The 25,601-nt window shown below is 39.4% G+C and carries 21 protein-coding genes; 20 read left to right on the top strand and 1 reads right to left on the bottom strand.

The features are described from left to right. The first annotated feature begins 53 nt into the window (after positions 1-53). A complete protein-coding gene (tyrS, locus tag WKT03_RS05500; protein WP_340391095.1) occupies positions 54-1,274 on the top strand; it encodes a tyrosine--tRNA ligase in 1,221 nt (406 codons plus the stop codon). Between the two features lie 222 nt (positions 1,275-1,496). Here tyrS and WKT03_RS05495 read toward each other — a convergent pair whose 3' ends face one another. Beyond that, on the bottom strand, positions 1,497-1,820 hold the full coding sequence (locus WKT03_RS05495; protein WP_021943638.1) for a helix-turn-helix domain-containing protein: 324 nt from the start codon (positions 1,818-1,820) through the stop codon (positions 1,497-1,499). Between the two features lie 163 nt (positions 1,821-1,983). Here WKT03_RS05495 and WKT03_RS05490 point away from each other — a divergent pair, with 163 nt between their 5' ends. From WKT03_RS05490 to WKT03_RS05400, 19 genes are all read left to right on the top strand, one after another. Continuing rightward, positions 1,984-2,664, top strand: coding sequence for a LytR/AlgR family response regulator transcription factor (locus WKT03_RS05490; protein ID WP_117808394.1), 681 nt, complete (start codon positions 1,984-1,986; stop codon positions 2,662-2,664). 74 nt (positions 2,665-2,738) lie between these two features. Continuing rightward, entirely contained in the window at positions 2,739-4,943 is a 2,205-nt protein-coding gene (locus WKT03_RS05485; RefSeq protein WP_340391092.1) for a PTS transporter subunit IIABC, read from the top strand. A gap of 109 nt (positions 4,944-5,052) precedes the next feature. After that, positions 5,053-5,514, top strand: a complete 462-nt coding sequence (locus WKT03_RS05480; RefSeq protein ID WP_340391091.1) for a DUF3990 domain-containing protein — start codon at positions 5,053-5,055, stop codon at positions 5,512-5,514. Further along, positions 5,514-5,984 (top strand): hypothetical protein, encoded by a 471-nt coding sequence (locus WKT03_RS05475; RefSeq protein ID WP_021943387.1) that lies wholly within the window; start codon positions 5,514-5,516, stop codon positions 5,982-5,984. The genes WKT03_RS05480 and WKT03_RS05475 overlap by 1 nt, the downstream gene beginning before the upstream one ends. Before the next feature lie 29 nt (positions 5,985-6,013). Next, entirely contained in the window at positions 6,014-6,553 is a 540-nt protein-coding gene (locus tag WKT03_RS05470; RefSeq protein WP_021943386.1) for a CinA family protein, read from the top strand. 29 nt (positions 6,554-6,582) lie between these two features. After that, positions 6,583-7,806, top strand: a complete 1,224-nt coding sequence (locus tag WKT03_RS05465) for a YARHG domain-containing protein (RefSeq protein ID WP_340391089.1) — start codon at positions 6,583-6,585, stop codon at positions 7,804-7,806. Between the two features lie 416 nt (positions 7,807-8,222). Continuing rightward, positions 8,223-10,880 carry a calcium-translocating P-type ATPase, PMCA-type gene (locus WKT03_RS05460; RefSeq protein WP_340391087.1) on the top strand — a complete coding sequence of 886 codons (2,658 nt, stop codon included), beginning with the start codon at positions 8,223-8,225 and terminating at the stop codon, positions 10,878-10,880. 605 nt (positions 10,881-11,485) lie between these two features. Further along, positions 11,486-12,124 carry a TerD family protein gene (locus WKT03_RS05455; RefSeq protein ID WP_173783963.1) on the top strand — a complete coding sequence of 213 codons (639 nt, stop codon included), beginning with the start codon at positions 11,486-11,488 and terminating at the stop codon, positions 12,122-12,124. 16 nt (positions 12,125-12,140) lie between these two features. Beyond that, positions 12,141-12,743 (top strand): TerD family protein, encoded by a 603-nt coding sequence (locus tag WKT03_RS05450; protein WP_173783964.1) that lies wholly within the window; start codon positions 12,141-12,143, stop codon positions 12,741-12,743. A gap of 15 nt (positions 12,744-12,758) precedes the next feature. After that, on the top strand, positions 12,759-13,331 hold the full coding sequence (locus WKT03_RS05445; RefSeq protein WP_173783965.1) for a TerD family protein: 573 nt from the start codon (positions 12,759-12,761) through the stop codon (positions 13,329-13,331). 17 nt (positions 13,332-13,348) lie between these two features. Further along, a complete protein-coding gene (locus tag WKT03_RS05440) occupies positions 13,349-13,933 on the top strand; it encodes a TerD family protein (protein ID WP_173783966.1) in 585 nt (194 codons plus the stop codon). A 67-nt stretch (positions 13,934-14,000) separates the two neighbouring features. Beyond that, positions 14,001-14,630 carry a 4Fe-4S cluster-binding domain-containing protein gene (locus WKT03_RS05435; protein ID WP_173804732.1) on the top strand — a complete coding sequence of 210 codons (630 nt, stop codon included), beginning with the start codon at positions 14,001-14,003 and terminating at the stop codon, positions 14,628-14,630. Further along, a complete protein-coding gene (locus WKT03_RS05430; RefSeq protein ID WP_340391084.1) occupies positions 14,608-15,936 on the top strand; it encodes a hypothetical protein in 1,329 nt (442 codons plus the stop codon). Before WKT03_RS05435 ends, WKT03_RS05430 begins: the two co-directional genes overlap by 23 nt. A gap of 3 nt (positions 15,937-15,939) precedes the next feature. Next, positions 15,940-17,400: a hypothetical protein gene (locus WKT03_RS05425; protein WP_173783969.1), complete on the top strand. Its 1,461-nt coding sequence runs from the start codon at positions 15,940-15,942 to the stop codon at positions 17,398-17,400. A gap of 12 nt (positions 17,401-17,412) precedes the next feature. Beyond that, entirely contained in the window at positions 17,413-18,939 is a 1,527-nt protein-coding gene (locus WKT03_RS05420; protein WP_173783970.1) for a hypothetical protein, read from the top strand. A 7-nt stretch (positions 18,940-18,946) separates the two neighbouring features. After that, entirely contained in the window at positions 18,947-22,642 is a 3,696-nt protein-coding gene (locus WKT03_RS05415) for an AAA family ATPase (RefSeq protein ID WP_340391082.1), read from the top strand. 18 nt (positions 22,643-22,660) lie between these two features. Beyond that, the gene (locus WKT03_RS05410; protein WP_340391081.1) at positions 22,661-23,275 is read left to right on the top strand and encodes a hypothetical protein; all 615 of its coding nucleotides are present in this window, start codon (positions 22,661-22,663) and stop codon (positions 23,273-23,275) included. A gap of 16 nt (positions 23,276-23,291) precedes the next feature. Further along, complete coding sequence (locus WKT03_RS05405) at positions 23,292-24,545, top strand: protein kinase domain-containing protein (protein WP_173783973.1); 1,254 nt, start codon at positions 23,292-23,294, stop codon at positions 24,543-24,545. A 49-nt stretch (positions 24,546-24,594) separates the two neighbouring features. Next, positions 24,595-25,596, top strand: coding sequence for a vWA domain-containing protein (locus WKT03_RS05400; protein WP_173783974.1), 1,002 nt, complete (start codon positions 24,595-24,597; stop codon positions 25,594-25,596). Positions 25,597-25,601: the final 5 nt, after the last annotated feature.

Genomic DNA, 25,601 nt, shown 5'->3' with positions numbered 1-25,601 from the left:
ATTATGATATAAGAGGTCAGCATCTGAGCGGATGCTGTTACAGGAGGAAAAAAATGAAGGTTTATGACGAGTTAGTGGCAAGAGGATTAATTGCCCAGACAACAGATGAAGAAGAGATCAAAGATCTGGTAAATAATGGAAAAGCTGTTTTCTATATAGGATTTGACCCAACTGCAGACAGTCTTCATGTAGGACATTTCATGGCACTTTGCCTGATGAAGCGTTTACAGATGGCAGGTAATAAGCCGATCGCCCTGATCGGTGGCGGTACAGCTATGATCGGTGATCCGTCCGGACGTACCGATATGAGACAGATGATGACAACAGAAACGATCGCTCATAATGTAGAATGCTTCAAGAAGCAGATGAGCCGTTTTATCGATTTCTCAGAAGGCAAGGCACTTCTTGTAAATAATGCAGACTGGTTACTTGACCTGAATTATGTAGATGTTCTTCGTGAGGTTGGTCCGCATTTCTCAGTCAACAATATGCTTCGTGCAGAGTGCTACAAACAGAGAATGGAGAAGGGCTTAAGCTTCTTAGAGTTCAACTACATGATCATGCAGAGCTACGATTTCTATGAGTTATTCCAGAAATATGGCTGTAATATGCAGTTCGGTGGTGATGACCAGTGGAGCAACATGCTTGGTGGTACAGAGTTGATCCGTAGAAAGCTTGGCAAGGATGCATATGCCATGACGATCACCCTGCTTCTGAACTCAGAAGGCAAGAAGATGGGTAAGACACAGAAGGGTGCTGTATGGCTTGATCCAAACAAGACATCACCATTTGAGTTCTACCAGTACTGGAGAAATGTTGCAGATGCCGATGTATTAAAATGTATCCGTATGCTGACCTTCCTTCCACTGGAAGAGATCGACAAGATGGACAGATGGGAAGGCAGTCAGTTAAATACAGCAAAAGAGATCCTTGCATTTGAACTTACAAAGCTGGTTCATGGTGAAGAAGAAGCAGTAAAGGCACAGGAGAGTGCAAGAGCATTATTCTCCCAGGGTGTTGCTGCTGATATGCCATCTGTTACATTGTCAGCCGATGATTTCAAGGATGGTGCGATCGATATCGTATCCGTACTTGTAAAGTCCGGTCTGGTATCCTCCAGAAATGAAGGAAGACGTGCGGTAGAGCAGGGCGGTGTTGCTGTTGATGGTGACAAGATACCTGATATCTCAGTTACAATTCCGGAAGAGAAGTTTGATGGAGATGGAATCGTTGTAAGACGTGGTAAGAAGAACTTCCGTAAGGTAAGTAAATAACAGATTTGAAAGAATAATAAAATAAACATAATAAAAACTCCGGTTATCTGGAATTAGGATTCTAATTTTGATGATCGGAGTTTTGTTATTGTTATTATGATGTAAATTATGCAGAAAAAAAGCAGAAATGTCAGTTGCACATGTCATTTATGCATGATAAAACGTAGAATTGACAATCTATGTTTTTTTTAGTCTGTTTTATGGTATTCTAATTTTCGGATATTAACGGTGTTTTGTGTAAGCCTCCATCAGACTGAGCATAACATGCTGGTCTTCAGGGGATAAGGATGAATAAAGAGCATTCAGTTTCGATTGATTATAGCTTTCAGAATGTTGATTGTATTCAAGAATGTCAGAAAAAGTACAATCCAGATATTCGGTGATATTTGCAAGTGTATCCAGACTCACTTTGCAGATACCACGTTCAAGCTGACTGATAAAACCTACAGACAGATTGAGGTCTTCCGCCATCTGTTCCTGGGTGACATCTTTCATTTTTCTGCGTATTTTTATGCGTGATCCTATAATTTTATAATTCAGTGTCATGATGGTATTCCTTTTCTTTTTAAGTATTTTCTAATAAATATTAAAAAAGAAACAGATAGTGACACTTCTATTATATGTAAAAACTAACAATAATACTGCATATATCTAAGAAATATACTAAAATTTACAAGTGGCATTCAAATGAGAGGGAAGTGTTATACAAATGAAAATTGGTATATGTGATTCATCTATGCATGAAGTGGAAGCTGTGAAGGATTTTATAGAATCCCGTATGGATCTGGATAATGTAGAGTTTGAATTGTATCTGCCGGAAGAAGCGTCTATAGATGTAGAAGAAAGTACTTTTTCCTGTGATATATTTATTACGGAGATCGTATTTGACAATCTGCACTATAACGGGATCTGTCTGGCCAGAGCCATCAATCGTTCTGTTCCAAATTGCAAGATTATATTTTATGCAGACCATATTCCGGATGGCTGGGATATCTATGACGTGGAGCACTGCAATTGTGTTATGAAGCGAAACCGAGATATCAAGCTGGTGCATGCCGTTGATACGGCGATCAAGCGCCTGAATATGAGCAAAAGTAATTTTATCCGGGTCTGCTATGGGAAAACGATCAATATCTTTTCAGCTTCGGAGATCATCTGTATTCACAGAGATGATCGTCTCACCAGATACTGTACAACAAGAGGTGATTATGTGCAGTATATTACGCTGACAAATGCTTTGAAAAATCTTCCGAAGATATTTGTCCGTGTAAACAGTAATTGTATTATCAACCGTCAGCACGTCAAGCATTATTCCAGATCAACCGTAACTCTGGATAATGGAGAAGTCGTAAAGATCGGAAGACCATACAAAGAAGAAGTTTTTTCATAAAAATAGAATGATTCTCTCTGTTGTGCAGATACTAGTTCGTATGAATGTATCTGTGAAACAGGGAGATTTTTTATATGAAAGATAAAATATTTGGAATATTACAACGGGTTGGTCGGTCGTTTATGCTTCCGATTGCGATCCTGCCGGTGGCAGGACTGCTGCTTGGAATCGGAAGCTCATTTACCAATGAAACCATGCTTGAAACATATGGGCTGATGCGGATCCTTGGGCCGGGAACGATATTTGCTGCTGTATTTGAGGTAATGAGTGAGGCAGGAAATGTGGTATTTGCCAATTTGCCGATCCTGTTTGCCATGGGCGTGGCGATCGGTATGGCAAAAAAGGAGAAGGAAGTTGCTGCGCTATCAGCGGCTATTGCATTCTTTATCATGCATGCATCGATCAGTGCGCTGATCACGATAAATGGTGGTACGGAATCAATGCTTGCAGGGGCGGTTGTTTCTGTCTGCGGTATCACATCTTTGCAAATGGGTGTATTTGGCGGTATCCTGGTAGGACTTGGTGTGGCTGCCCTGCATAACCGCTTTTATAAGATTGAACTGCCACAGGTGTTGTCTTTCTTTGGTGGTTCCAGATTCGTTCCGATCGTATCAGCATTGGTATATACCGGAGTTGGTATTTTGATGTTCTTTATCTGGCCGGCAATCCAGAAAGGCATCTATACCGTAGGTGATCTGGTTTTAAATTCCGGCTATGCAGGAACCTGGGTATATGGATTTATGGAACGTCTGCTGATACCATTTGGCCTGCATCATGTGTTCTATCTACCATTCTGGCAGACTGCGGTCGGAGGAACGCTGGAGGTTGGCGGGCGTGTTGTAGAAGGAGCGCAGAATATCTTCTTTGCACAGCTTGCGGATCCATCTGTTACAAAGTATGCGGTATCGGCCACCAGATTTATGTCCGGTAAATTCCCGCTTATGATATTCGGCCTGCCGGGAGCGGCTCTTGCCATGTATAAAACAGCAGCACCGGAGAAACGGAAGGCAGCAGGCGGACTGCTTCTTTCCGCAGCCCTTACAGCCATGATCACAGGTATTACAGAGCCACTGGAATTCACATTTTTATTTGTTGCACCGGCTCTGTATGGAATCCATTGTATTCTGGCAGGCTTTGCTTATATGCTGATGCATATGTTTGAAGTCGGTGTGGGAATGACCTTCTCCGGCGGTCTGATCGATCTTACCCTGTTCGGCATCATGCAAGGAAATGCAAAGACGAACTGGATCTGGATCGTTATTGTCGGTATCGGTTATTTTATCGTATATTATGTATTGTTCTATTATCTGATCCGGCGGTTTGATCTGAAAACACCGGGTAGAGATAACAATGACGAAGTAAAATTATATCGTCGAAGTGATGTAGATGCCAGAAAGCATGGAGAAAATGCCGGAGAGCAGGGATCAGACAATGACCGGAATACGGATATTTTCCGGAATCATAGCCCACAGATGGAGACTTCCAGGCTGATCTGTGAAGGGCTTGGCGGCAAGGCAAATATATCGGATATTGACTGCTGCGCAACCAGACTGCGTTGTACGGTATATGATGCAGCTCTTGTAAAAGAAGATATTCTCCGGGCAAGCGGAGCATCCGGTGTGGTGAAAAAAGGAAATGGCGTACAGGTTATCTATGGTCCGAAGGTGTCCGTGATCAAATCCAATCTGGAAGATTATCTGGAGGGGGATGATGAGAAAGCGGTTATTGCAGACGTGGGAGGACAAAGAGAGGATGTCGTTGCAGGCCAAGAGAAGAACAGAAGAAATGCAAGAAATAGACAGAAAAAGCATATGGATGATAATACAGTCTCTATATTGAGTCCGGTTACAGGCGAGGTATGTGAACTGGAGAAGGTGCCGGATGAGGCATTTTCCAGTGGAATGATGGGTGATGGAATCGCTGTATTGCCAGCGAATTCTGAAATAACTGCACCGGTTGCCGGAACAGTTGCTTTTGTCTTTGACACGAAGCATGCCATAGGGTTGGTAACGGAACAGGGAATCGGTGTGATGATCCATATCGGAATCGATACGGTAAAGCTAAATGGCAAAGGCTTTGACGCATTGGTTGAGACCGGACAGACAGTGGCTGCCGGACAGCCGATCATGCGGCTTGATCTTCCTTATCTGAAGAAGCATGCGCCATCCTTAATATCCCCTGTCATTATAACAGAGCTTCCGGATGGCTATAAACTGCGTCCGGTAAAGACAGGAAAGGTGAAGAACGGCGAGGAGATCCTGGTGGTGGAGAAGAACTAGAATAAATAGAAATGACAGAAGGATTTCCACTTGTGGAAATCCTTTTGTGAATATATTATAATAAATATGACGCTGGATACGGAAGATATGGACAGGAGGTTTGTATATAGTGAGGGAACAGATATTATACCATGGTAGTAATCTGGTTGTACAAAATCCTAGAATTATGATAAATGGACATTATAAAGATTTTGGATATGGATTCTATTGTACAAATATTGAAAAACAGGCAAAGCGATGGGCCTATACCAAAAGAGGCAAATCAATTGTTAACAGATATAGTTACAGAGAAGATATGAATTTGAATGTATGTTCTTTTAAAGAAATGACAGAAGATTGGCTACAGTTTGTTGTAGATTGCAGATTGGGAATAGAACATGCGTATGATATAGTAGAAGGTCCTATGGCAGATGATCAGGTATGGGATTATGTAGAAGATTATATGGCAAAAGTCATAAGTAAAGATGCATTTTGGGAGTTGGTGAAATTTAAATATCCCACACATCAGATTGTATTTTGCACAGAACGAGCTCTGCAAACTCTAAGATTTGAAGGGAGTGAAAGCATATAATGAACAACATATATTTTCCTGAAGAAAGAATACAGAAAGATGATGTTTATTTTGTATGTTATATGATTGAAAGGGTTGCCAGAAGGATTCACCAGAAAAATCGTTATGTAGTAAATCAAATTGGAAAGAAGAATCTGGAGCATTTGCTTAGTGTGGCAAATGTACTTCATTCGGAGAATCCATTGCAGGTAGAGGATGACTGGATTGAAGAATATGCGCTGAAAAACGGAGAAAATGATGTTACAAATGTTGATGTTGACTTAGTAGAAAAAATACCAAGTCCATTGCAAATGGGAAAAGTTTATTTGCGGCTTATTTATGATACAGGGCTGCCTGATGAAAGTGAGGTAGACGGAATTGTACGAGTTTATAATGACCCCATCTGTGATGTAATTGATAACTATAATTGTAGCGCATATTACGAGCCATCTTATGTAATTGCACGAGCTTATCAGAATGGTGGATTTTAAAAATAAAGGCAACAAAGGTGGAAGGATAAATGGCAGGAAAAAAACTGGATGAACAGATGGAAAAGGTAATACGGAATAATTACAGGCACTTGACAGGCTGTCTGATCGACCGGAAAATGACGATTACAACCATGGAAAGTATCACCTGCGGGCAGATCGCTTCCCTGATCACAGATACTGAAGGGGCATCTGCAATATTAAAGGGGGCATTTGTAACCTATTCCAACGAAGCAAAGATCATGCAGGGTGTTCCGGAAGCTGTGATAGAAACTTATGGTGTCTATTCCAAAGAAACAGCGCGGGCAATGGCGAGAGCCTGTAAACAGGCATATCGTGCAGATATTGGAATCGGTATTACCGGTACAACGGGCAATATTGATCCAAACAATCAGGATAGTGTACCGGGAGAAGTATATTATGCAGTGGCTGTTTCTGATACGATCATCGATGGATATTTCCAGATGGGAGAACAGGATTCCAGACTGTATTATAAACTTTATGCCGCAGAAAAGGTGGCAGAAACGCTTGGGGATGTGCTTGGGGTTGAAATAGAAGCGGTTTTTGCGTAAAAAATAATGAGAAACGAGGGTAAAAAAGGATGAGAAAAAAAGCAGGATTTATAGTATTAAGTATGGCACTGGCAGGCAGCCTCATGGGGTGCAGTTTTTCCTTAAACAAAGATGCTGATGGCAGCAGCAAAAAGGCCGGAACAACCGTGACAGAAGAAACCGGAAAAACGGATGAAACAACCGGTACGGATACAGGTGCTGACACGGAAACATCAGAGGAGGCTTCTTCTGCAGCAGGATCAGACGGCAAGGCATCCGCACTTCCGGAAGAAAAAGAAGTGGGATTTGGAACCGGTGAAATGCCGGAAACGTATTCGGATCACATGGTTGTTGATTCGAAAATGTCCGGGAAAGTGCAGACGAAAGATGGGGAGGTTGTATACCACTTACCATACATAAATTATGACAGTACCGCCTGTGAAAATGTAAATACACAGATAGAGAAGCTCGGAAATGATTATATGGCGAAAGCGGGAGAATATAGTACAGGATGTATTGCAATCGGATACGAATGGTCTGTTTATCAGGATCTGTTGTCAGTAGTTGTGCGGGTGGATTTTGATGCAAATGAATATACAGATTTTTATGTATATACGATCAATCTTCGTAAAGATGTACTTCTTTCAAAGGATGACGTGCTGGCTTATCTGGATATCGATGAAGATTCATATGAAAAAAACGTTCAGGATGCAATGGATAGTTGTTTTACCAATACATATAAGGATATGGAAGGTACGGATTCTTTTCTGAAAGAAACCTATGACTGGACGGTTGCTTTATCCAATGTGCGGGATGCGGTACCTTATGTAAATGAGGATGGTGAGTTGTGCATAGTTGGTAAGATATATTCTGTTGCAGGACCATCCTATTATCCTCGTCAGTTAAGTGTAGATAATCTGGAGGATGAATGTGAATATAGCGGTAGAGCGTATGAGCCGTTTTATTATAATCCAACATCAGAAGATGATTCTTCCAATGACTACATTCTTCCATATAGTGACAGCGAATATTTGACAGAGGATGATCTGGATGGATTAACACCGGATGAGATCCGTCTGGCATGCAATGAACTGTATGCCCGTCATGGGAGAAAGTTCAAAGACGCCGATTATCAGACATATTTCAATTCCAAAAGCTGGTATCATGGAACGGTCGAGCCGGATGATTTTGACGACACAGTAGTATTTAATAAATACGAACTGGCAAACCGGGATTTTATAATAGCGTATGAGAAGGAGAAAGGGTATAAGTAGGAAAACAAACGAAAAGGTATCTCATTAAAGAGGAATGATATATAGTTATTGAATTAAGTAACAAAATAATATAAAACGTGAGGCAGCTCGATATGAACTTTGTCAATTGGATGGAGGAATGTCGGGCTGTTTTGTTTTTTGTCGAAAATGCAATGTAAAATGTCAGTTTTGCATGGAACGGTTATGCGTTCTTATTTATGATAATATTGCATATGTAAGTAAGTTTTTATATGGCTATTTTAGAAAGAATTATAGAAGAGATAAAAATAACATATCATAATTTTCTTCAAACGTCTTAATTTTAGAGGCAAATAAAGATAAATGTAAAACAATATAATGTTACTAGCCAAGAGTTTGAGGAAATTTATATTGTTATATATTAAGAAATATTAATACAAATGTAGGAGAGAATGAGAATGAAGTATAACGGATTGACAGACAGTGAGGTTAAAACATCGAGAGAAAAAAATGGTTCTAATATTATCCCAGATTCAGAACCAACCACATTTTGGGATGAATTCAAAGAGACCTTTGGAGATCCTATGATTAAAATATTGCTAGTAATTGCAGGTATAATGATTGTTATGTTCTTTTTTGGATATGCAGAAATTTATGAACCAGTAGGTACGATTGTGGCTGTGATTATTGTTGCCATCGTATCAGCGAAAACTGGTGTGGCAAGCGATACCGCATATAGAAAATTGAAAGAGGATCAGAAGAAGGATACATGTAAAGTATATCGCAATGGCATGGTTACTATTGTTGATGTAGATGATGTGGTTGTGGGGGATAAGGTGCTTCTTCAATCTGGAGACAAAATACCGGCAGATGGTATTTTGATTGATGGTGATTTGCGAGTGGATAATTCTGCTTTGAACGGTGAAGCAGAGGAATGTAAGAAGTTTGCAACTGCTGAAGATAAGATATTTGCTGAGGAAATAACAGGAGATGTTTTTGTAGATGAATATTCTTTATTTAGAGGATCGGTAGTATTTGACGGAGAAGGGGTTCTTGATGTGTGTAAGGTGGGCCTAAATTCCATGATGGGTAAAATGGCTGAAGATATGCAGGATGAAGAACCAGATTCACCATTGAAGGTTAAACTTGGCATACTTGCAAAACAGATATCAACATTTGGTTACATTGGTGCAGCTGTGATTACATTGTTGTATATTGCCTTCTTTATTGTTAATGTTGGCGGATTCAGAGCTTATTTCGCTACTGGTTGGACAAATATTGTACAGGATTTAGTGGAGGCTGTTTCTCTTGCAATAGTTATTATTGTTTGTGCAGTTCCAGAAGGACTTCCACTCATGATTTCTTTAGTGTTAATGCAGAATACTAAGAAAATGTTAGAACACAATGTATTAGTAAGAAAAGCTGTAGGTATTGAAACGGCAGGTTCTTTGAATATTTTGTTTAGTGATAAGACGGGAACAATAACCAAGGGTTCTCTCGAGGTTGTTGAGTTTTTTACTGCAAATGGCGATACTATTCCATTCGATGAAATAAAAAACCACGGTAAGATAAAAACTATGCTTGATGTTGCTATTGGAATGAATTCAGCATCAATGTATGATGGATCACACAAGGTAATAGGTGGTAATGCAACCGATCAGGCATTAATGAGATTTTTGGGTGAAGATAATTATAGACTTATCAGTAGTGATACAACTTATATTGCAGGTGTTTCGCAAGGTTTTAACTCAGCTAATAAGTTTAGCCAAGTTGAAATTACAGATCTGAATCAGACATTTTATAAAGGTGCCCCCGAAAAATTTATTGAAAAAGCGACTAAAGCTTTAAATGAAAATGGAGAAGTTGTTGAATTAAGTACAGATGCTCTTAATGAAAAAATAAATGAACTTGCTTCAAGGGCAATGAGAGTATTGGCTTTTGGATATTCTGACAGGAAAATGGTTCAAGATTGTATTAATGATGATGTTGTCCTTATTGGACTTGTTGCGATAAGAGATGATGTAAGACCAGAGGCTAAAGATGCTATAAAGGAAGTACAGGATGCTGGAATTCAAGTTGTTATGATTACGGGAGATCGACTTGAAACAGCAATTGCAATTGCAGAGGATGCAGGTCTTATTCAAAACGAAAAAGATGTGGCATTAACATCTGCACAACTTGCACAAATGTCGGATGATGAGTTAAAAGCCATTATAAAGGATATCAGAGTTATAGCTAGAGCTCTTCCTACAGATAAATCAAGAATGGTTAGAATTTGTCAGGAAATGAATCTTGTTGTCGGGATGACAGGAGACGGCGTTAATGATTCACCTGCATTAAAGAGAGCAGATGTCGGTTTTGCAATGGGTAGTGGAACAGAAGCCGCAAAAGAAGCAGGAGAGATAGTGGTTCTTGATGATAATTTTAAGTCAATTAAAGATGCTATTTTATATGGACGTACAATTTACAATAATATATTGAAATTCTGTAAATTTCAGCTGGTAATTAATGTAGCAGCAGTTATTGTAAGTGCTATTAGTCCTTTCTTCGGCATTGAAGAACCGCTTAAAGTCACACATTTGTTGTTTGTAAATCTTGTAATGGATGGACTTGGAGCGATAATGCTTGGTAATGAACCTGCATTGGAAAAATATATGTTAGAGAAACCTAGAAGAAGAGACGAGAGCATTATTAGCAAGAAAATGTTTTTTCAAATTCTTACTATGGGGGCATGGTTAACGATTATAAGTTTCTTATTCTTAAAAGCACCTTTCTTTGATAAGTTTTTTGAAAACGATGCACAGAAATATACAGCATACTTTGTTTTATTTATTGTAGCAGCATTGTTTAATGGCTTTAATGTACGTGATGAAGGTTTTGGAATTTTTAAAAATCTTAATGCAAATCCAGGTTTCTTAAAAGTATGGTTTACCATAGTAATTGTACAGGCAATTATTGTTAATGCAGCCGTAGTTCCGTTTGTAGTATTTACATGGATAGGAAATATGTTTAGTTGTGTGCCGTTTGGAATTATGGGATGGATAATAACAATTGTTTTGTCAGCAACAATGATTCCGGTTGATTTGTTACGTAAATGTTTAGTTAGTAAGAAATAGAAGGAAGAAAAAGGTATTTGACCATTAATTTATCACAAGGGTAGAAGATTAACTTGTAGAAGTTGCCTTTGTTAGCTGGATTAATTTTTATGATCTTTAATTGGGAATCTAAACTGGTGAATCAGGAATTTCTAAAGAACTTGTTTGGTGGAGACCTGACATTGAACTTGGTTTAGGGTGTCTTTATAAGTTGAATGGTGGCAGGAGGAGAGGTAGACATTAGTATGATGTCCAATAAATATTTTTGGCTCTTTTATAAATCTTCCATATACTGCACTAGATAGTGGTGGTATAATCAGTGATTTCGTAGGAAACAAAATGTTTGCATTAATGGTAATTACATCTTTATTTATATTTTCATTTGTGAAGGCGTTGTAAATTGGTAACAAGCAGGTGCGATAGCAATGATACAGTATTTGGATTTTGAAGATATAATTTCAAAACTGAATGCATATAACTTATCCCAAATCATGTGAAAACTAATATTAATATCAGATTTTTATATTAAATAAATGTTCAGATTTATTAGAATTATGGTTGGAATATGAAAAACAACCGGTAGAAAAGATTGAAAACAAAACTAATTTTATAAAGGAGGTTGCAAAATGAGTATAAACTTGCAAAAAGGTCAGAAAATTGATCTTACGAAAGGCAGTGGAGGACTTAGCCGTATTATGGTTGGATTAGGTTGGGATGAGGCACAGCCTGCACCCCAACAAAGTAGTGGTGGATTTTTTGGACTATTTAAATCACATTCACAACAGCAAATTCAGGATATCGATTGTGATGCGTCGGCTATTCTTTTGAATGCAAATGGGAAACTGTATGGAAGAGAAGCAAATGACTGCTGTGTTTATTTTGGAAACTTAACTCACAAGAGTGGAGCAATACGGCATCAGGGAGATAATTTGACTGGCGCAGGTGAGGGTGATGATGAGCAGATTATGGTGGATTTAAATCGAGTTCCTGCTGATGTGGCAAAGATTGTATTTGTGGTAAATATTTATGATGCAAATGTCAGGGGACAGCATTTTGGAATGATTCAGAATGCATTTATAAGGCTCGTTAATTTGGAAAATAACGCTGAAATATGTAAGTTCAATCTTTCTGAGAACTATTATGGCATGACCGGCATGGTGGTTGGAGAAATATACCGTTACAACAGAGAATGGAAATTTAATGCTATCGGACAACCGGTTAAGGAAGCAAGTAGATTACAGTTATTACTTAACATGTATGCCTGAAAAGAGGAGGTAAGTTATGAGCATTAATTTACAAAAAGGTCAAAAAATAGACCTCACAAAAGGCGGAATAGGACTTAAACATATTATGGTAGGTCTGGGTTGGGATGAAGCGAAGCGGAGCGGTTCTGATGGTGGATTTTTTGGATTATTTAAAGCAAAGCCGCAGGACATTGATTGCGATGCTTCAGCAATTCTTTGCGATAGCAATGGTAAGTATATGGATTTAGTGTACTATCGTAATCTTCAGTTAAGTGACGGATCTATTGTTCACCAGGGGGATAACCTTACGGGAGCTGGTGATGGTGATGATGAGCAGATTATGGTTGATTTAAGCAAGGTTAGCCCTTCAGTTGGGAAAATTGTATTTGTTGTAAACATTTATTCGGCATCTGATCGCAAGCAGCATTTCGGTATGATACAAAATGCATTTATCAGACTGGTGGATATGGATAAGAACAATGAAATCTGCCGTTATAATCTTTCTGACAACTACTATGGTATGGAAGGGCTTATTGTCGGAGAAATTTATCGATACAACGGCGAGTGGAAGTTCAATGCGATTGGTCAGCCGGTTCAAAGTGCTAGTCATGTTGATAAATTGACTGCAATGTACAAATAAGTAGGAGGTGCTTTTATGGCGATTAATTTACAAAAAGGTCAGAGAGTAAGTTTGGATGGCTCAATGAAGCTGGCTCTTGTAGGACTTGGCTGGGATGTTAACCAGTTTGAGACCGGAGGAAACTATGATTTGGATGCATCAGCTTTTTTACTGGGTGCTAATGATAAATTGATTTTAGATTCAGATTTTGTTTTTTATAACAATCTTAATACTCGAAATGGAGCTGTTGTTCACCAGGGGGATAACCTTACGGGAGCTGGTGAAGGAGATGACGAAGTGATAATCATTGATTTCAGCAAAGTTCCGGATGAGATTCAGAAAATAGCAATTTGTGTATCTATATATGACGAAAGCAAAAGACTGACTTTCGGCCAAGTATCAAATGCTTTTGTCAGGGTGGCCAAACTGAGCAATGAATTTGATACGGTCGGAGAAGATCAGCTTCGGTTTGACCTTGGTGAAGAATTCTCTATTGAAACTGCTGTGCTTGTATGTGAAATCTACAGATATAACGGCGAATGGAAGTTTAATGCGGTTGGTGCCGGCTACTCAGGTGGTTTAGAGGCACTTGTTAATAAATATCACTAAAACAGGAGGATGAAAAAATGGCTATAAATCTACAGAAGGGACAGAGAGTTACTCTCGACAATAGTATGAAGCTTGCCTTGGTTGGATTGGGATGGCAGACCAATCAATATGATGGCGTAGATTTTGACTTGGATGCTTCGGCATTTCTTATAGGTGCTAATGGAAAGTGTTTAAGGGATGAGGATTTCATATTCTACGGAAACTTGAATAGTAGAAATAATGCTGTTGTGCATCAGGGAGATGAGGTTAAAGGTGGCGATGGAAATAGTGACGATGAGCAGATTATCATTGACTTTACAAAAATCCCGCCGGAGATTGAAAAGATAGCTGTTTGCGTATCTATTTATGATGCAGAAAATAATCACCAGAATTTTGGTCAGGTTTCGAGCGCTTATATCAGAGTTGCAAAGCTGGCAAATGAGTTTGATACGGTAGGCGAGGATCAGCTTAGATTTGATCTGGCTGAGGAATTTTCAATTGAAACAGCGCTTGTTATCTGCGAAATATACAGACACAATGGTGAGTGGAAGTTCAACGCAGTTGCACAAGGATATCAGGGCGGATTGGCGACGATAGTAAGAAACTATGGACTTCAGTGCTAACGTACTTTAATGGGGGGAGTTTCTGGAAGTTGAAAGATTTCCGAAGCTACACTCTGATTTATTAACTATGTATGGGTTTATGAGAATATCACATTTTATTGAAAGAACATCGGTTCTTGGGCCAAATTTGAGATCTGTGTTGTGGGTTCATGGATGTTGTTTTTCTTGTGATGGATGTTTGGCGAAGGAAATGAATGCCGGACAATACAAGGAAATGACTGCTGAAGAATTGAGAGATGTTTTCCTGAAGGTTAGTGATACCGAAGGAATCACTATCAGTGGTGGTGAGCCGTTTCTTCAGGCTGAAGAACTTGCAACAATGATAGATGGAATAAAAGCCAAGAGAGATTACGGGGTAATCATCTATACCGGATTTTTGAAGGAAGAATTGGATAAGAAAAACGAAAACGGTGTTCAGAGGCTTTTGTTGCATGCAGACATATTGATTGATGGTCATTATATAAAAGAATTGGATGATGGGAAACCCTACAGAGGATCATCAAATCAGAATATATACTTAATGACAGACCGTTACAAACCTGTATTTAATGACTATTATAATGGGACGACTAAAAGAAACATAGAAATTGATGTGGAAAAAGACAGTGTTTATATGGTTGGCGTTCCATCTAAAAATGGCATAGAAGTTTGGAAACAGTTTAAAAAGAAAGCAGATGGAAACAGAGATGCAATTTGAGTGGAATTCAAAGGATAATATCAGCTTTGGGCTATATAAAGAAGTTGTTGAAAGTAAAAATGCGCAATTCCTTATTTGGCTGGAAATCGATAATAAGGAGGTTGATTTGGTTGACCTCCGAACGGATGGCACTGAATATAGATTAAATAATTTTATTATTAAAGAAAATAGTGAAAAAAATACCATTACATTTTGTCCTACCATTGCAGGTTGTCCGGCTTACTTTAGAATAAAAAGCAACAAACCATTTCGTATGAGTGTCACTCGGAAGGATGGTACGCTGGGGGATGAATCTACATTCCAACCCGGAGAGACAAAAATAGAACTGAATCCTGCTGGAATGCGTATATATAAGGTTAACGTTGAAGGTAAAGTATTATCTGATCCAGAAAATACGACTGAAGTACGACAGGATGCACCATCGGTACAAGAGGAAACCGTTCCTGAATTCTTTGGTGGAGCATTTTCGAGCACTCCGCAACAAACAGTTACTTCATCTGATTCCAAACCTTCTGAAGTTGTGGAAAATCCTATTGACGATGCGAATATTTTTGTCGGAGGATTTAATAGTGAAAGCGACTCTGGTTTGCTTCATGATTCTGATTTGAATTCACAGCAGCCGAGCGTAAATCAGCAGACTACAGGGAATGCTTCGAATAATACTATGCCGCTCTTTGCTGATATGTTTCCAACAGTGGGAACAAGGCAGGAATCAACAAGTGCCAGAGAACCGGAAGCACAGTCTCAACCGGATGTGTCGAAGGAACAGCTAATTGAACAAAATACGGGATTTGGAACGTCTCCATTCAATTTTAATCAAGATTCTTCATTAGAACATGAAATGCCTTCATCCGGTAGCATTTCCGGTTTTTCGGTACCGTATATTGAAACGGAAGGCATACGTGAAAGAAGAGACAAGATACAAAATCTTCAACAGGATAACGACAGGACAGCACAGGAAGTAGAAAAGTTAGAAAAACAGATAGCAGAATTGGAGAATCGTTCAAGGCAGCTTTCTGACAGCAAAAGTTCACTGATTTCGCACCTTGAGATTTTGCAACGTGAATATGACAAAGATTATTCAAAATTCCAGGCTGATATAGATGAGATTAAAGGCAGATACACCGTTGATCAGTCAATTCTAGAATTTTATAAAGATAAGGATTTGGTGCCGACAGAGGATCTTCTCAGACAAACAGATGATCTCGTTCAAAGGGTTGAGGAACAAATCAGGTTGTTTGTTACCGCTCAGCAGAACAAATCTGATGAAATTGAGAAAGCGTTGAAAGTTGGTAAAAAGGAGTAATGGATGGCGACAGATCTTAGAATGCTGGAAAGACAGATTAATCAGTTGCAGAGGCAGGTTGAACAACAAAAAAGAGAGGCCGATCGAATCAGGCAGCAGTTGGTAGCTGATAATCGCAGGCAGCTTGAAGAATATCAGGAACAAATGAGAACGACTCTGGATGCGCATGATGCTAACGTTCAACAAGAGTATGAAAGGCTTTTAAGGCAGTATCAGAATAGTGTTGACCAGGAAATTCAAAATGAACAGCTTCAGATGGATATGCAGTACCAGAATCTGCTGATCAGTACAAGAGAAAAAGAAAAAGAGTGGATGGAAAAAACTCGTGAGATGGAGGAATTAATAACTCAGCTGCGTCAAAGCACTGAAAACAAGGCAAAAGTAAGTAAACAAGAAGCTAATAAGTATATGACAGAGACTGCACTGTTGTATAAGGAGGTTGAATTCCTGCCACAGGACAAGTTTTATCCACGGCGACTTAATTCATTTTATACAGCAATATGTGAGGGAGGAACATTATACAAAGCAAGCCTGTTTGAGGCGACGATAGCAATTGCTATTTCAACAAGAACAGGCCTTAGCAGACTGAAATTTGATACAGATGAGGCATATGCTGAATGGCAAAGGCAGTACTATTTATGGAAAAGTAAGACTGGATTGCTTCATTTACAGCTAAAGGATGAAATAAAGGCTTGGTTCAATGAGATAAATGGCTCCGGCAAACCGAATAGGGAACAGGAAAGAAAGCTCGGGATTGAAATAAATTATTGGAGTCAAGGCGAGTATGGGGAACTCTCTAATCAAATTGCTGAAATGGGTCATGAGATTGGGAAAGTTGAGAAAAATGGGGAAGTTGCTTACCTTAAGACGATTGACAGCGTTGATACAGAAAAGATTGAAGAATACATAAAAGAGTTAGATCAACTCGTGGAACATTTCAATCATATGAAACTCGTATACAAGAATCGATACAGAGCATCGTGTCAAAGAAGTGAATGGGGCGAGAGTATCATAGACTACTTTGTGGATGAATTAAATCTTGAGTGGTTGGAGGATATTGGAGGTTTTCGCCCTGTTGAGGAAGAAAAGTTAGCGAAGATTGATTATAAGCAGTACATGGAGATGCAATATGGTGTTGGGTACGATTTAGTTGATACAAGAGATTGGCTAGAAATCATCTTTGAGAACTCGACGGGAACGAGAATCATGCTATATATCGTGCCGTATGAGAAGAACACAGATGTTGAGAATCGATTCATTTTATACATTGATTTTGAAGGTGCTGAAGACCTTGATTACGCAAGACAAATATTTAACCATATTGTTGAGGCATTAGAGTTGGATGATGCCGAAGAAATCGTCACATTTACAAATAATGTGTCGGATCTAACGTTGAATCCCAATATGGAGCTTCGTGCGACTGGCAAGTTGATAGAAAGAAGAATTCAAGACAGAGTAAGATAGGAGGATTTTATTATGAGTGGTGAAGCAGGCGGTTTAGTGTTACTGCCCTTGGCTATATTTGCATTGCCGGTTGTAGGAGCAGTTCTGGTAGGCGGAGCTGTTATCGCCGGAGGAGCAGCTGCTGTTAATGCGGGAGCGAATGCGGTTGCTAGACGTGCAGAAGAACGCCGGAGAGAGCGCGAGGCGATAATGCGAAGTGGCATTAATGAGTCAATTGGCTCATTCAGAAGCACATTGGCATCAAATATGAATGAGCAGGTAAGACTTAACCGCCAAGCTTCTGATGAAATGATGTCAGTAATGAGTTCTCAACGTGTAGAAATGCAAAGATGGGCAGATCCAAATGACCCGGTTAAATATCAGCAATACTTAGCTAATATGAGGACTTCAAGAGAGGGAGCATCCAGAAGGTTGATGGAAATCGAGGACAATTTTGTTCGCAATTACCATGAACAGATTCAGGTCAGTATGGCAACTATTACTGATACTATCAATAGGCAGTATGCCACATATGTTAATGAAATTGAACAGTTAAATGCAGATATGCAGGCAAAAGAAAGCAAGGCAAGAGAATTTGCCGAGCAGTATCTCGAAGAGGCAAAGGCACTGATGGAGTCTCTTCAGAAAGATTATGATGGTGTAAGGTTCTCCGGAGAGGCACTTCACGAACTCCAGAGGGCATTAAATGATGCAATTACCCAGTTTAATTGTGGACTTTATGAAGCCGCAATAGCATCAGCTAAAGATACTGCGTTACAGACAATAGAAGAAATCTATAAAGCAGATTGCAAACAGCAGGAGTTTGATAATTATCATTTGGTAGCAATTTCTTTGAGTGCTGAGCTTGAAGCCTTTCTTACTCATCAAGAGTTTATTACTGCAGAGGCAAAGGCAGAAGTAGAGAGTAAAACAGGAAAAAGCTTGGAGGACGATGTGGTTGGAATTAGAATAGCTGATTATACGGATCGTCTTCAGGATGGAACAAATCAATTTGATTATCTATTGCAGAAAGTACGGGAGATAGAGGCATTTCTTGAATCTGATCAAGCGGCTGGTATTTCTGTAGAGGAGATGAAAGAATACGTTGATATGCTTAGCAATAAAATGTATCCAGCGGCTGCTACAACTTGCTATAAGGGCGTTTTAAATATGAACAACGCATTTTCAAGACAAAATGTAAGTGAACAGATTGTTGATTTTTTTGAGGAGCATAACTTTGAGTTTACAGGATATTCATATGATGATGACCGCCATGATGGAACGCTTCACATTGGATTATCCAACGAAACAACAGGAGAAGAGATTATCGTTACATTAGCTCCTGAGCTTATGGAAAACGGAGATGTTCAGACTAAGTTAGAGATAGATCAGCTCAAAGGTGATGAAACGAATGAAGAAAGAAAACAATATTACAGAGACTCTGTTCAGCAGGTGATCTGTGAAAATACACCTGGAGCAAAAATTAGTTTAAGTTGTAGGAAACATACTAAAAACAAGCTCTCAACTAAAACAGAGCTTAGAGATAGATTAAAGGTATAGGGTTAAGATGAGTTCTATTCTTGAAAAAAGCAATTTAAATAAAATATTCCTAGTCTATGGACATCTGGATGACATGTTTATTTCAAAAAATCTCCAGAAGGATAATTTTCGCATGTTTTTAAATGGCTATCTGAAAAGCCTGGGATACCAACAGATTGTCTTTTATTCAGGTGCAAAGAACCTTGGAAAGTTTGTACTGGATGACGAAAGTGCAGTAAGGGTCATTAATAAGAACAAAGATATGAGAGAGAGTATTCTCGGACAGGGCAATACTTCCGCTGTAAGCAACGTTGGTACAGCCGAGCAGCCGCTGACGGTGAGTAAGCCCCAAAAGCGCCGGCGAATAATGACACCTCATTCTGTTGCAGCGCAGGGTACTGGCAGAAATCCTTCAGAGATAGCCACGGAGCAGTCAACGGTCAATAACGCAGTCTCTTCGACAAAAAGTAATAATAGAGAGAGAAACGAATCCAAGCCAAAGACGGGATATAATAGTACAAAGCTTGTGTATAAACAGCCTAAAATCACGCCGGTAGAATTCCTCGAAGACGCAAAAAAAATTATGGCCGATGAGAGCGTTAAGTCAGCTGTGGTTTTTGCGTTTTTTCAGGATTTCTTTACTGATCATGCTGCTCCCCTGCAACCTTATTTGGAGCTTGTTTCTCATTTATGGGATGAGTACAGTGCTAACGCTAATCAGAATATTTGTATCTTTCTTGCACCTCAGATGACCAGAACAGATCTTAACAAGATGCTTGATGGAATGGAAAACGGCTATGTGCTTAAAAATAGATTTTTTAATGATGATGGAACAGTTAATAGAGGGACTGCTCTTGAAATCGGCTTACCAAACCTTGATGAGATTCTTCACCTGATGGACTATCTTCGGATTATAGGTAATAATGGCAAATTCCTTACTTTTGAAAGCAAAAAAAGGAAAAAGATTGCTTCTGCCATTATGTATCTGAGCAGGGAAGCAGATAGAGATGTCAATAAATCGGGATATCTTCATGCGATTTTTAATTCAATTACTGAATTTATGTCTATTTCTCCTGATACTCATGTTGAGTTGACCGAAGAGGATGTAAAGAGGATTTATAGTAAATATAAAAAAGTTGATGAGTCAGATCCCCTTAAGAAATTGAAATCTACAAAAGGATGGGAGAGTGTGGCATCGAGGATAGATGAGATAATCAGAGATTATCATATGAAACGTGATGCCGCAGAGAAGCAAGGTAAGATTACTGCAGAGCCGGATAGAAAAGATAGACCCTATTCAAACGAACGTATTGATAGCGTTCCGGATTCAGCGTTCCGCTACCCGGTACCTCATTTCATATTACGAGGGAATCCCGGAGTTGGCAAAACTACCGTTGCGAGGTTGATTGGTCAGATTTTCTATAATGAAGGTATTCTTGCAAAGGGAACAACTATTGAGGCTAAAAGAGATGATCTTGTCGATGCCTATGTTGGTGGAACAGCTATAAAGACTACAGAATGTGTTGAAAGAGCACAGGATGGAGTTCTGTTTATAGATGACGCATATTCACTTAATGAAAAAGGGGATGACCATAACTATCCCAAAGAAGCTATTGATACGTTGGTTCCCATCATGACTAATCCGGATAGATATAGGTTTTGCATGATAATGGCAGGATATCCGGAACCAATGGATGAACTTCTGGAAATGAACTCTGGCTTAAGGAGTCGCTTCAGCAAAAATAACATTCTTACAATCGAAGATTACAAGCCTGAGCTCTTGCAGGAAATTTTTGAAAACGATTGTAGAAAGGATGGTTACTCATTTACTGGAGAAGAAGAGGGACAAGGCACTACTCTAGATTTAGAGTTGTTTTTTAAAAACTTATATAACCAGCGAAACCGTGCTGACTTTGGTAATGCTAGAGATATCGTTGCACTGTCAAAGGAGGTTAAAATGCAGTGCAGCCTTCGCGACGATGAGAAAAGAATCATTATTGCCGATGACTTTGGCAATTTTCAAAAGTATTTTGTTCAGCATGGCGTTTCCTCAATTGACGATATCTATGCTCAGATTGACCAGTATGTTGGAATGGGATTCATTAAGAATCTGTTCCGAAATATCAGATTTGAAGTATTAGATACAATCGATAGTAAAAAGAGAGGGATTACGCCCGAACAGTATCCTGATCATTACATTTTTGCCGGAAATCCGGGAACAGGAAAAACTACTGTCGGAAAGATGATTGGACAATTCTATCATTTGATGGAAGTACTTGGCGGATCTGAAACGCTTTTTAAGGATGCTTCTGATTTAATCGGTGAACATGTTGGCGAATCTAAGAAAAAGACACTGGAGGCCATTCAGGAGGCAATAGATCATAACCAGGTGCTGTATATAGACGAGGCATACCAGATAAGTGAATCCTCATATGGAAATGAGATTATTGGTGCGATGATGACTAAGATGACCGAGAACGCCAACGATTTCAAGATGATTTTTGGAATGTATTCGAATAAGGTTGAAGAGTTCCTAAAAATGAATGCCGGATTAAAGCGTAGGTTGAGAATTGTTAATTTCCCGGACTATACGCCGGATCAGCTGTTAGAGATTTTTGACAGAACATTAAAGGGACAAGGTTGCACAATTACTGACGAGGCTCATGAAAGGGTCGCATTGATACTTAAGAGAAAGTATGAGGTACGAGGCGACGATTTTGGAAATGCCGGAGAGGTCAAAAAGATGTTTCAGGATATGAAACATCTGCATCTTGAAAGAGTATATGCGGATGACGATCCGTCAATTGACCGATATGAATACACACTAGAGGATATTCCGGAGAATCTTCTTAAGTCCGTAGAAGACCAGATTAATCCTAAGACTTTGGAAGATATTATGCAGGAGCTTAATGAACAGATAGGTATGTCTGATCTTAAGGATATCATAGTACAGAAGCAAGAGGAGATTGTATATGCTCAAAGGAGTGGTGGGGACCAAAGCTCAATCAGACCGGGATACTATTTCTTTGTTGGTAATCCGGGTACAGGAAAATCTACCAGTGCAAAACTATTTGCAGAATGCTTGCACTCGTTGGGAATAGTTAAGACACCGAATTTCTATTCGTGCACTGCTAAGGACTTGATTGGACAGTATGTGGGTGAAACTGATAAGAAAACATATGAGCTTTTGAAAAAGTCCAAAAATAGCGTGCTTTTTATTGATGAGGCATACAGCCTTTCCTATGCGGAAGGACATTCAGATCATAACTATAAGAAGGAAGCACTTGAGCAGATTATCGCCTTTATGGATGTCCCTGAGAACAGGCAAACATGTTGCTTGATTTTTGCAGGATATGAAAAAGATATGCAAGGTCTTTATAAGTCAAACAGTGGAATGCGATCAAGAATAGAGGAGGTTCATTTCAGGGATTATTCTGCAGAAGAAACCTATGAAATATTCAAATTGTTTTGTACAAAGAATGGTTTTGAACTTGCAGAAGGTATACATGACATTTATGTTCCGATTTTTGAAAAGCTTAAGGAACTTGAATACTTTTCAAACGGTCGAACAGCAAGAACAATATTTGAAAAAACGACGGCAAATCTTAAAAGACGTATCGTCAGGTCTTCCGAGATCAATCCGGTTGATGAAAAACTGATTATTCCGGATGATTTGCTTTCAGAAGGGGAAGCGATAGACATAATCGGAGTGGATGGTAAATGATTGGAGGCAAGCATTTGAATGAAACAGGAATTATATCATTGGCTTTACCAAATGGATCTGCATAGAGAACACTTTTCAAATGAAGAAGCACAAAAATCTGTCATGTTGAATACGGTTAAGTTCTATGAAATGGTTCATAGCAAGGGGACTCCTCTTGTAGGACCTATCAATCTGCATGTGCTTCTGATTGATCCGAAAAGCGGTCATTTTGAGGTGAAGGCAGGTGGAGATAGAGATGCTTTTATGCAGGATATCGATAGTGTCAAGTTTATGCCACCTGAAATATTAAATATGAGCACTCGTTGGAACATGGATGCAGATAAATTTGTACTTGCTGAGTTGCTGTTTGTCTTAAGGTATTGTAAACACCCGTATGACGGAAGGCAGGTCTTGAAGCAGCCAATAACTGATATAAACACAGCAAGACAGCTTTATAGTAATTGTCGGTTCATTTTTGATCCGGATAATTCGGAAAACGGGTTAGACTATTATACGGATTCTGTACCGATGGAACTATGGAATCATGATGAAAACTCTCAATTGAAAAATGCTTTTATACAGGTATTTACACAGGGATTTTCTGATACAAGTCTGCGTTTTAGTGATAACGCATGGAAACAGTTAATAGAATGAAATGAGGTTTTAGCGTATGCCATCATTGACAAGGAATGAGTCAGTACAAACGATTAAAGGGAATAACATAACTATTCTTGACTATATTGCAGAAGGCGGTCAGGGAGAGGTTTATAAAGTTGACTATAAAGGGCAGAAATACGCTCTTAAATGGTATAAGGCTCCTGTTCCGCCACAAGTGTTCTACGATAATCTTGCAAAAAATGTGGACAGAGGGGCTCCCAATGAGCATTATCTTTGGCCATTAATGCTAACAAAGCCATATAAGAATAGTTATGGCTATATTATGGAACTTCGTAGACCGGAGTTTCATGAGTTTAGTGAATTTCTTTTGAATCAGGCAAGATTCGGCAGTTATGAGGTTATGATTTCGGCGGCACTGAACATCGTAGAAAGCTTCCGACTTTTACATAGCTTGGGGTTCAGTTATCAGGATGTTAATGAAGGAAGTTTCTTTATCAATCCCGCAGATGGAGATGTGCTTATTTGTGACAATGATAATGTTGCTCCTAATCTGGTAAATCTTGGTGTCAGAGGAATGCCAAGATATATGGCTCCTGAGGTTGTAATAGATGCCACCAGACCAAATACACAGACCGACAGATTTTCACTTGCAGTGTTACTCTTTCGGCTATTTTACATAGATCATCCGTTGGAAGGAAAATATACGAATAATTTGCCGATGATGGATTCAACCGGAGCCCACATGTATGGCGTATCCCCTATATTCTGTTACGATCCGTCAAATGAAAAAAACAGACCGGATCCGGAATCTCAACCGAACGTAATAAAACGATGGAACATGTTCCCTCCGGATCTTCAGATGACCTTTGTGCGAGCATTTACAAAAGGCTTGAAGAATCCGAATGACCGTATCACTGAGAATGAATGGGAAGAAGCGCTTATCCGAACAAGAGCGATGCTTGTGAGCCTCAGCGGAAGAGAACAATTTGTAAACTGCTATGCAAAACAAAAAATACCCGAAGGTTGTAGGATTATAAAGTTTGATGATTATCCATCTATTGTAGCTGATGGGTCGAAATTGTACTTATGCCAGGTGGACAGCAGAAGCGTGGATCATGACACTGTTGCTGCTGTGATACGTGCAAGCCTGAGCGACAAAGCAGTTCTTGGGATTGGAAATCTTACGGACACTGTATGGAAGCTTTCTGTAGATGGACATGAAACTGAAATCGGAAAGAATGGATTTGCAAGATTGGCCAGGGGAGAAACTATAGAATTTAATGGAGTAAAAGCTACAGTGTTGTGATTATTTCGTCATGGTACTGCAAGTAATATGAAAGGCAGGAGGAAGAAAGATGAGTGACGATTTTTGGGATGGTTTTGATTTTCCTACATTGGATATCCCAACCGGGAGCACCAACTCGATAACTCAACCCATTGAACAAACGCCAAGTATTGATACGATTATGCCGGATCTTAAGAAGAGAGCCATGGTGGTATTTTTCATAATTGATATTTCCGGCAGTATGAAAGGAAATCGAATTCAGGCGGTTAATGATGCAATCAGGAACTTGATTCCGGAGCTAAAGAAGCGTGAAGCATCAAATACTAATGCGGAGATTCGGGTTGCCATTATGGAATTCTCCAGCAATGCAAACTGGAGGACAACAGAACCTGTACCGGTGTCATCGTTCAATTATAACGAGATTACTTATGTCGGTGGTGGAACCAATTTTGGAAAAGCATTTTCGGCTCTAAATAAAAAGCTTTCCAGAAATGAATTTCTCAAATCATCGGCGGGTTCTTATACCCCGTTGATCATACTGATGACCGATGGAAAACCTTCGGATTTGGCGTTGTATAAGGAAGAACTGGATATACTTAAGCAGAATTCGTGGTTTCAGTATGCGACTAAGGCAGGAATTGCGATAGAAGAAGGTGCACTCAGTCCTGAGTGCAGGAAAGTTCTTCTTGAGTTTACAAGTAATGAATCTATGGTTTTACTTGCATCAAATACCAATGTCCTAGCAAAGCAGATTCAATTAGTTACTTTGACTGGTGTCGATTTTGTGACACAAAGGGGATCGATTCAAAATAACACAACAGGAGCGGCACCTTCGAACGGACAATTTAGAAGTGCTGTGAGCAGTCCGCAGACGAATCCTGTTAATGCGCCGCAGCAATCCAATAGTGGACAGGGCAGTTCGACAGTTAATTTAGGACAATCAGTAGGAGGCGGGTCTCAGGCAAGTACTCCGTCTTCGACGGCAACGCTCGATCCTACAAGTGGCGCTAATCCTGAAATACCAGGACTTCAGGGCATAGATTGGGAGAATGATTTCCCTACATTTAATTAAGATAG

This window comes from Coprococcus sp. HCN-4056 (genome assembly GCF_037892645.1).
GTDB lineage: Bacteria > Bacillota > Clostridia > Lachnospirales > Lachnospiraceae > Coprococcus > Coprococcus ammoniilyticus.
This window is presented reverse-complemented; position numbering and strand designations above follow the sequence as displayed.

Excerpts from the sequence above, each read along its gene's own strand:
- WKT03_RS05425 (WP_173783969.1), top strand. The coding sequence starts at position 15,940 with ATGGCGACAGATCTTAGAATGCTGGAAAGACAGATTAATCAGTTGCAG.
- WKT03_RS05485 (WP_340391092.1), top strand. The coding sequence starts at position 2,739 with ATGAAAGATAAAATATTTGGAATATTACAACGGGTTGGTCGGTCGTTT.
- WKT03_RS05460 (WP_340391087.1), top strand. The coding sequence starts at position 8,223 with ATGAAGTATAACGGATTGACAGACAGTGAGGTTAAAACATCGAGAGAA.
- WKT03_RS05420 (WP_173783970.1), top strand. The coding sequence starts at position 17,413 with ATGAGTGGTGAAGCAGGCGGTTTAGTGTTACTGCCCTTGGCTATATTT.
- WKT03_RS05450 (WP_173783964.1), top strand. The coding sequence starts at position 12,141 with ATGAGCATTAATTTACAAAAAGGTCAAAAAATAGACCTCACAAAAGGC.
- WKT03_RS05440 (WP_173783966.1), top strand. The coding sequence starts at position 13,349 with ATGGCTATAAATCTACAGAAGGGACAGAGAGTTACTCTCGACAATAGT.
- WKT03_RS05475 (WP_021943387.1), top strand. The coding sequence starts at position 5,514 with ATGAACAACATATATTTTCCTGAAGAAAGAATACAGAAAGATGATGTT.
- WKT03_RS05490 (WP_117808394.1), top strand. The coding sequence starts at position 1,984 with ATGAAAATTGGTATATGTGATTCATCTATGCATGAAGTGGAAGCTGTG.
- WKT03_RS05455 (WP_173783963.1), top strand. The coding sequence starts at position 11,486 with ATGAGTATAAACTTGCAAAAAGGTCAGAAAATTGATCTTACGAAAGGC.
- tyrS (WP_340391095.1), top strand. The coding sequence starts at position 54 with ATGAAGGTTTATGACGAGTTAGTGGCAAGAGGATTAATTGCCCAGACA.
- WKT03_RS05410 (WP_340391081.1), top strand. The coding sequence starts at position 22,661 with ATGAAACAGGAATTATATCATTGGCTTTACCAAATGGATCTGCATAGA.
- WKT03_RS05400 (WP_173783974.1), top strand. The coding sequence starts at position 24,595 with ATGAGTGACGATTTTTGGGATGGTTTTGATTTTCCTACATTGGATATC.
- WKT03_RS05470 (WP_021943386.1), top strand. The coding sequence starts at position 6,014 with ATGGCAGGAAAAAAACTGGATGAACAGATGGAAAAGGTAATACGGAAT.
- WKT03_RS05415 (WP_340391082.1), top strand. The coding sequence starts at position 18,947 with ATGAGTTCTATTCTTGAAAAAAGCAATTTAAATAAAATATTCCTAGTC.
- WKT03_RS05405 (WP_173783973.1), top strand. The coding sequence starts at position 23,292 with ATGCCATCATTGACAAGGAATGAGTCAGTACAAACGATTAAAGGGAAT.
- WKT03_RS05430 (WP_340391084.1), top strand. The coding sequence starts at position 14,608 with ATGGAAACAGAGATGCAATTTGAGTGGAATTCAAAGGATAATATCAGC.
- WKT03_RS05445 (WP_173783965.1), top strand. The coding sequence starts at position 12,759 with ATGGCGATTAATTTACAAAAAGGTCAGAGAGTAAGTTTGGATGGCTCA.
- WKT03_RS05435 (WP_173804732.1), top strand. The coding sequence starts at position 14,001 with ATGTATGGGTTTATGAGAATATCACATTTTATTGAAAGAACATCGGTT.
- WKT03_RS05495 (WP_021943638.1), bottom strand. The coding sequence starts at position 1,820 with ATGACACTGAATTATAAAATTATAGGATCACGCATAAAAATACGCAGA.
- WKT03_RS05465 (WP_340391089.1), top strand. The coding sequence starts at position 6,583 with ATGAGAAAAAAAGCAGGATTTATAGTATTAAGTATGGCACTGGCAGGC.